This is a genomic window from Armatimonas sp. (assembly GCF_031410135.1).
GTDB lineage: Bacteria > Armatimonadota > Armatimonadia > Armatimonadales > Armatimonadaceae > Armatimonas.
Window position 1 is genome coordinate 1 of the sequence record NZ_JANNYP010000760.1, and the last position, 6,990, is coordinate 6,990.

The 6,990-nt window shown below is 57.1% G+C and carries 9 protein-coding genes and 1 pseudogene; 7 read left to right on the plus strand and 3 right to left on the minus strand.

The window, feature by feature from the left end:
* The 4 genes and pseudogenes from RMO15_RS27800 to RMO15_RS27815 all read left to right on the plus strand — a co-directional run.
* Nucleotides 1-638, plus strand: a 638-nt coding sequence (locus RMO15_RS27800; RefSeq protein WP_309720614.1) for a 2OG-Fe(II) oxygenase, incomplete at its 5' end; no start/stop codon positions are given.
* The gene (locus RMO15_RS27805) at nt 635-1,366 is read left to right on the plus strand and encodes a hypothetical protein (RefSeq protein ID WP_309720617.1); all 732 of its coding nucleotides are present in this window, start codon (nt 635-637) and stop codon (nt 1,364-1,366) included. The genes RMO15_RS27800 and RMO15_RS27805, both read left to right, overlap by 4 nt.
* A 12-nt stretch (nt 1,367-1,378) precedes the next feature.
* Nucleotides 1,379-1,678, plus strand: a pseudogene (locus tag RMO15_RS27810) (TlpA family protein disulfide reductase); the annotation flags it as partial.
* Nucleotides 1,679-1,681: 3 nt separating this feature from the next.
* Nucleotides 1,682-2,077 carry a hypothetical protein gene (locus RMO15_RS27815; RefSeq protein ID WP_309720620.1) on the plus strand — a complete coding sequence of 132 codons (396 nt, stop codon included), beginning with the start codon at nt 1,682-1,684 and terminating at the stop codon, nt 2,075-2,077.
* Here the strand turns inward: RMO15_RS27815 and RMO15_RS27820 are convergent.
* From RMO15_RS27820 to rfbA, 3 genes are read right to left on the minus strand one after another with little or no spacing between them, the layout of a single operon-like run.
* Nucleotides 2,074-3,075, minus strand: a complete 1,002-nt coding sequence (locus tag RMO15_RS27820) for an acyltransferase family protein (protein ID WP_309720623.1) — start codon at nt 3,073-3,075, stop codon at nt 2,074-2,076. The two genes, RMO15_RS27815 and RMO15_RS27820, sit on opposite strands and share 4 nt — an antisense overlap.
* 12 nt (nt 3,076-3,087) lie before the next feature.
* A complete protein-coding gene (locus RMO15_RS27825; protein ID WP_309720626.1) occupies nt 3,088-3,642 on the minus strand; it encodes a dTDP-4-dehydrorhamnose 3,5-epimerase family protein in 555 nt (184 codons plus the stop codon).
* Nucleotides 3,643-3,679: 37 nt separating this feature from the next.
* Nucleotides 3,680-4,543, minus strand: a complete 864-nt coding sequence (rfbA, locus tag RMO15_RS27830) for a glucose-1-phosphate thymidylyltransferase RfbA (RefSeq protein ID WP_369016172.1) — start codon at nt 4,541-4,543, stop codon at nt 3,680-3,682.
* A 176-nt stretch (nt 4,544-4,719) separates the two neighbouring features.
* Here rfbA and RMO15_RS27835 point away from each other — a divergent pair, with 176 nt between their 5' ends.
* From RMO15_RS27835 to RMO15_RS27845, 3 genes are all read left to right on the plus strand, one after another.
* Entirely contained in the window at nt 4,720-5,793 is a 1,074-nt protein-coding gene (locus RMO15_RS27835; protein ID WP_309720629.1) for a Zn-dependent alcohol dehydrogenase, read from the plus strand.
* 410 nt (nt 5,794-6,203) lie between these two features.
* Complete coding sequence (locus tag RMO15_RS27840) at nt 6,204-6,602, plus strand: hypothetical protein (RefSeq protein ID WP_309720632.1); 399 nt, start codon at nt 6,204-6,206, stop codon at nt 6,600-6,602.
* Between the two features lie 21 nt (nt 6,603-6,623).
* Nucleotides 6,624-6,990 (plus strand): DUF6444 domain-containing protein (locus RMO15_RS27845; protein WP_309720635.1); only part of this gene is annotated, 367 nt, incomplete at its 3' end.

Consider the following 6,990-nt stretch of genomic DNA (forward strand, 5'->3'; position numbering starts at 1 on the left):
GGGGCAAGCAACCTATAAAATCTATATCTGAAGGAGCCACCACGATGCCGTACTTTGTCAAAGGGCTTGCGCCTGATATTTTTACGATACCCGAGCTGTTGGATGCTGATGAATGCCAAGTTTTAATGGATAAAGGCGAGGCTCTGGGCTTTGAGCTAGCGACGATTAACACCATGAGTGGTCATATCAAAGCGCCTGAAGTTCGCAACAATGACCGAGCGATCTGGGACGATCCCCGCTACGCTGCCGAGCTCTGGGAGCGGATTTCACCGCTCATTCCTGAGGGGCCAGAAGGCCAGCCGCCTGTTGGGCTCAACGAGCGCTGGCGTTTTTACCGCTACGAGCCTGGTCAGCAGTTCAAGTGCCATCGTGATGGCTCTCTTGTCCTTCCGCCGCGTGTTGTCGAGGGAATCAAGCTACCAATGGGCCGCTCGCTGACCACGCTCATGATCTATCTCAACGATAGCTGCCAAGGCGGGGAAACGGCTTTCTTCACGGAGCGTGGCACAGAGTTTCTGCGAGTGCGCCCGGAGACAGGAATGGCACTCTGTTTTGCCCATCAGATTCTTCACGAAGGCTGCACGGTGACGTCTGGGCAGAAATATGTGCTGAGAACGGATATTATGTACAAACCATGAAATGGATTCAAAACGATACGATTGCGGGGCTGCAAGCGGAGTTCAAGACACGCCAAGACGCCTACTATGCGGCTCTGCGAAAAGAGAAACGCGGCACACCGGGCTACACGGCTATTGAGGAAGAGTTCAAGGCCTTCCGTAAGGCGTTTGCCACGCGGGGGCTGGCACTCGTGCAGGGCGACCCAAAAGCAACAGGAGCCTTTGAGCTACTGGTTGCGGTGCTTTTTGCCACGGAGCTGACGGCAGATATCGCAAGGCTGATTGAGCGTCACTACCTGAGCCATCCTGAGGCGGGGAAAATCACGACATCTCTCTACTTCGCTCCCATCCCGGAAGCAGAGACGCTCCTGGAAGCACTTCGCAAGCAGAGTCCGCACCCCAAAGTACGAGGACAGGCAAGTTACTGGCAGGCAAAGCGCATTATGGAGGGGTTTAGTGCCTACACGACGCGCCCCCTTCCCACCCCTCAGCAGCCTGCCGCCGCGAAGAAGTGTGTGGCGCTGCTAGAGGAAGTGATTGCGCGCTACCCGGCATCTTTTACGCTCTACAAGGAAGTGACGGCGGGGGAGAAGGCAAAGCAGGAGCTGGCAGGCGCAAAGAACTTGCTCTACCTCCGCCTCGGTGCAGTGGCACCCGAGATCCAGGCCGACGACCCCGATGGCAAGCGCTTCAAGCTCTCGGACTACCGGGGGACGGTGGTGATGCTAGACTTCTGGGGCAACTGGTGACCGCCCTGCCGGGAGATGTATCCCGCCGAGCGGTCGCTCGTGACAAAATTCAAAGGTCGGCCTTTCGCCATTGTGGGGGTCAATAGCGACCAGACACGTGAGCTGGTCAAGAAGGCACAGGAAAAAGAGAACATTACCTGGCGCTCGTTCTACGATGGAAATCAAGGTCCGATTGCGGATGCCTATAATATTGTCGGCTGGCCCACGGTCTTTATCCTAGACCACAAGGGCGTGATTCGCTTGATCAACCCGGAAGACCATGAGAAAGTGCTGGAGCCGCTCGTTCAGGAAGCGGAGAAGGCAAAGCGATAGACCGTGCCATTTTTTCAAAAACAAAAACCGATGGAGATTGGCCCTAAGCATCCCCTCCGTAAGCCGCTCCTAGATGCTCTGCGTCCCCGAATCGAAGGCGATCTCAAGCAGCCCGTGCTCTTTCGTGTCACAAAGCTCCAAGTCCTGGGTGACTTCGCCTTTGTGGTCTGTGAGCCGCGCACGCCCGCCGACAAGCCGATTGATTTTAAAAAGACGCGCTACCGATCCGAGATCGAGCAAGGGGTTTTCGACGGCGCGACGACCTACGCGCTCCTCAAAAAAGCCGGGGGGAAGTGGAAAGCCGTTGAGCACGTGATCGGGCCCACGGATGTGGCCTGGTCAAACTGGGCAGGGCCGCCACACAACGCCCCCAATTCTCTCCTCGGCCTGCCGGACTAGCCGCCAATCAGGTTCTTGGCAAACGGAGCACGCTGGATGAGATAGACCGCTAGCGTGCTCAGTGCCAGGAGCAGCAAAACCGTCATCGGAACCCCGACCGCCGGGCCGTGCCAGCGGTTGCTCATCCCGGAGCGAGCGAGCTCCTCCAGCAAAAACGGGTGGATCAAGTAGATCCCGAGCGAGAGATTGGCGAGAAAGTGCATCCACGGCGACTCGCGGCGTATCCACTCACGCAGGCACACAAAAACGCCTAGGCTCTCTAAAATGACGGTCGGTGCGAAGTGGCCCTGGATCACAAAGCGAAGCGAGCGTGTTGGCTCCACATCGGCAGCCTTGACCCACTCGCCAAACACGAGATAGGCCGCCGCCAGCAGCCAGGCCATCAGGCCCAGAACGGGGCTTAACGGGTCGCCCGTTCGCCGCCGCAGGGAGAACCCGAGGACGTAGTAGCCTAAATAGGGCACAAAGAGAGTCCATGCCGTTCGCTCTTCCGCCTCGGGCCGCCAGAATGCAGTCAGTCCGGCGATAATCAGTGCCACCACCCCGAGCCACCAGCGCTCGCGATCGCCTAAGAAGCGGATCAGTGCTCGTAGCGGCGGGGTGAGCAAGTAGAGTCCGGCGATAATAAAGAGAAAATAGAGATGGTAGTAGGGACGTCCCTGTCGTAGAAACTCCCAGCTCTGCTCGGTCATGCCTTGAGGATTGCTCCACGAGAGATAAAAGTAGCACCAAAAGAGCAGTGGCACTCCAACACGAAAGAAACGCTTTCGAGCAAAGGCCAGCGGCGTCTCGACGCGATCGGGGTTGAGCAAGAGTGCCCCGGAGAGCATGACAAAAACGGGAACCGCCCACTGGGAGAGCGAGGAGAGCGTGTTGCAGATCCACCAGCCGCTCGGGTCTTCGAGGAGTGGAGGGCGGCGTCCGAACCCACAAACATGGATCAGAAAGACTGCTAGCAACCCACAGACCCGAATGGTATCGCCATAGGTAAGGCGCATCGGAGCCTTATCCTAACCGGGCGTCATCTGCCAGAACTCAGCGCCTAACGTATCCCAGGACAGGCGGCGCTCATCGGGATCATCAAGGTTGAAGTGCTGGTTGACAAAGTAGAAGATACTGGAAGGCTTGGCATCAATATTGGCTCCGCCATGTGCGACACCGCGGGGAATGTAGAGTAGCTGCGCTCGACCCCCTCCCAGCACCAGGCGCATCGAGACGCCGCAGGTTGGGGAGTTCTTTCGGCAGTCCAAGAGCCCGACAAGCAGGCGATCTGTCGGCGGGACAAACCACACATCCTCCTGGCCGTAGTGCAGATGAAAGGCTTTGATGGCTCCAGGAAGCACCAAGGAGTACGACGACTGGCGTACCTGAAACTCGGGGATGGCGAGCAAATGTCCGGTTTCGTCTAGGCGTACCAGCTCCGCAAAGGTGCCCCCATCGTCCATCATTAGGTTCAGTGAGAGGATCTTGACTCCCTCAATGGGAGTCTTGCGTGTGTACTCCTGAGTGGTCAGGACGGCAGCATACTCGGGTGCGAGCTCATCGGGCTTAAGCGGTTCAGGCATAATTATCAGGGCAAGTATAACACAAACGATTCCGGACTTACTTCACCAGGCGGCGAAGATAGGTGGCGTACTCGGTCTTGCCAAGCTGGGTGGCCCGTGCCAGAAGCTGCTCGGGGCTTACCCAACCGGCTAGATAGGCGATCTCTTCCAGACACGCCACTTGCAAGTCTTGGCGGCGCTCGATGGCGGCAACAAAGTTGCTGGCCTCCAAAAGCGAGTCGTGCGTTCCGGTGTCAAGCCATGCCGTGCCGCGTCCGAAGCGCTCCGCGTGGAGCTGGCCGCGCTCTAAGTACGCTCGGTTCACATCCGTGATCTCCAACTCGCCTCGCACCGACGGTTTTATACTCTTCGCGATCTCGGTGATCTGACTGTCGTAAAAATACAGCCCCACGACAGCGTAGTTGGACTTTGGCTCCGTGGGCTTCTCTTCCAGTGAGATGACCCGGCCTGCCGCATCAAACTCCATCACGCCGTACCGCTCGGGGTCCTTCACGTGGTAGCCAAACACCGTCGCACCCTCGGTTCGCTGCGCGGCGCCCCGGAGCTGCTCAGGAAGGCCATGACCATAGAAGATATTATCGCCCAGCACGAGTGCCGCTGGGCCGCCGCCCACAAACTCTTCCCCAATATGAAATGCCTGCGCCAACCCCTCAGGCCGCGGCTGGACGGCGTACTGCATCGAGACCCCAAACACACTACCATCGCCGAGTAAGCGCTCGAAAAGTGGCAGATCCTCGGGGGTGGAGATCAGCAGGATATCGCGAATCCCGGCCAGCATCAGCGTGCTTAGGGGATAGTAGACCATCGGCTTGTCGTAGATCGGCATGAGCTGCTTCGACACGGCTATAGTCATGGGGTAGAGACGAGTACCACTGCCGCCCGCTAGAACAATTCCTCGCATGGGTTTTATTATATCCTCAGAAAGGGAGTAGGAAAAACACGAAAGCCCCGCTCACCTCTGCTGCAACAAGCAGGGTAGTCATATAGACCAGTGAGCGAGACTCTAGTGTTCTTATTTGTTGGCAAGATTGGCTTCGCTCTAAACCCTTGAGACGAAAATCCCGCTATACTGCCGGTATGCGCACGATCTCTGCTGCCGTCTTTCGGGAAGTCGGAACCCCGTTTCGTATTGAGTCTGTTCAGCTTGCTGATCCGGGGCCGGGTGAGGTCTTGGTGAAGATGCAGGCCGCTGGGGTCTGTCACTCGGATTGGCACTTGGTGACGGGGGCGACAAAAGTCCCTTCGCTGACCGTTCCCGGCCACGAGGGCGCGGGTATTGTGGAGGCTGTCGGGCCGGGCGTGAGCCAGGTGCGTGTCGGGGACTTGGTGGCGCTGAACTGGGCTCCGTACTGTGGCCTGTGCGAGTGTTGTTTGGATAACCTGCCCGCGCTCTGCCAGGAATATCTCAAGCAGAAGTGGGCAGGGACGCTTTTAGATGGCACGACGCGCCTCTCGCAGAACGGGACTCCGGTGTATCACTTCACGGCCACGGCGTGCTTCGCAGAATACACTGTTGTCCCCGAGTGTTGCGCCGTCCCACTTCCCGCCGATACTCCCCCTGCGATTGCCGCCGTGCTCGGGTGCGCCGTGACCACGGGTGTGGGAGCCGTGCTCAACAAAGCCCGCGTCGCGCCCGGCGACTCCGTGGCCGTCTTTGGCTGTGGTGGCGTGGGCCTCTGCACGATTCTGGGTGCCGTAGCGGCAGGCGCGGGTCGTATTGTTGCCGTGGATGTCTCGGAGGAAAAACTCGCCTTCGCACATCTGCTCGGCGCAACCGAGACAAGCCTCTCACCCGTGCTCGAAAAACGCGTGGACTTCGCCTTTGAGTGTGTTGGCCTGCCCGAGCTCCAGCGCCACGCCTTCGACGCGATCAAGCCCGGCGGGATGGCGGTATTTGCGGGCATCACTCCCACCGACTCACTCACCTCGCTGCCCGGCGCTGCCTGGACACGGCAGGAGAAAACCGTCGCAGGCACCTACTACGGCACTGCCCACCCCCGCCGCGACTTCCCCAGATTTGCCGAGCTCTGGCGACAAGGCCGCCTGCCATTGGAAAAACTTCTCACACGAACCTACGAGCTTGGTCAGATCGAGACTGCCTACGCTGACTTGGTCGGTGGAGCCGTCGGGCGTGGAATGATTGTGTTTTGATCGTTACGAAGGAGAAACCGATGCAGTTTCTATGTGAGTGCACAGCTAGTTGTCCAAGCTGCTGCTCCACGGTTGAGGACACGACCAATTTCTTTTACGCGGTCGAGATTCTCATGCAACTAGAGAAAGCGTGTGGAATCTCTGTCGCAGATGAAACCGTCGAGAACATTCGGCCTTGGGAGGAGCTGACTTTACAGGATTTGGTAATCGCAGCGGAGCGGTCAAGTGAACAGCAAAACTCTGCTTGGGCCTATGAGGCAGTGTACACGGCGGTGCGCAAGGAGTTTCCCCATGCCCCCGAATCACTGGATTTTACTGTTCCACTACGAGATGCACTTGATTTTGTGTGTTGTCATCAACACAAAAGCTCCTGAAAGATAGGGTATTCTTCGGCTTGAAGGAGTTCCTAAATGAAAACCGTCGCCTCTCTCCTGCTAGTGTGCTTTGCCGCTATGCCTGCTCTTGCTCAGAAACCCGAACGACCATTCCGTGTTTTTGCAGGTGGACTACAAAACACGCAAAAGTTTACGTCTTTGGGTGCGAGCTACGATTTTCAGAGCTTTACCTTAGGAAATCGAAAAGTGGCTGCGGGGATTTTACTAGACTATAGCTTTGGGAGAGATAAAAGTCCCGTAACGGATTTGTTTATTCGTGGTGGAGGGATTCAGCTGAGGACGGATCTCACGACAGGCAGTAGCAAGGCGCACCCATATGTGGGATTGGGAATCAACAGCTTACAATTCAAAAGGAACGGGAGCGTTCCTAATGAAGGGGTAACTACACACCGCTTTCGCCTTGCGCAGATTTGAGGTAGGATACCAGCCAAGACGATGACAAACCGCGAGGCACGAGCACTTTACCAGCAAGGCGAAGAAGTCACGGTCGCCTATCTGGTGGAAATCGCCAATCGCCTCAAAGCCATAGAAGCTCGTCTCAACCTCAACTCACAGAATTCGTCCAAGCCACCCTCCACCGATCAAAAAAAGACAAATAAGAACCGAAGCCTCAGGGAAAAATCAGGACGAAAACCGGGGGGGCAACCCGGACATAAAGGCAAAAACCTGGAAAAGGTAGACAACCCGGACGAGGTTATCGCGCATCGCCCCGAGGTATGTCTTCATTGCCAAGCCAAACTTTCAGGCATCGAAGCAAATGGCTATTTTGCCCGCCAAGTCTTTGAGATACCAGAGCCCAAAA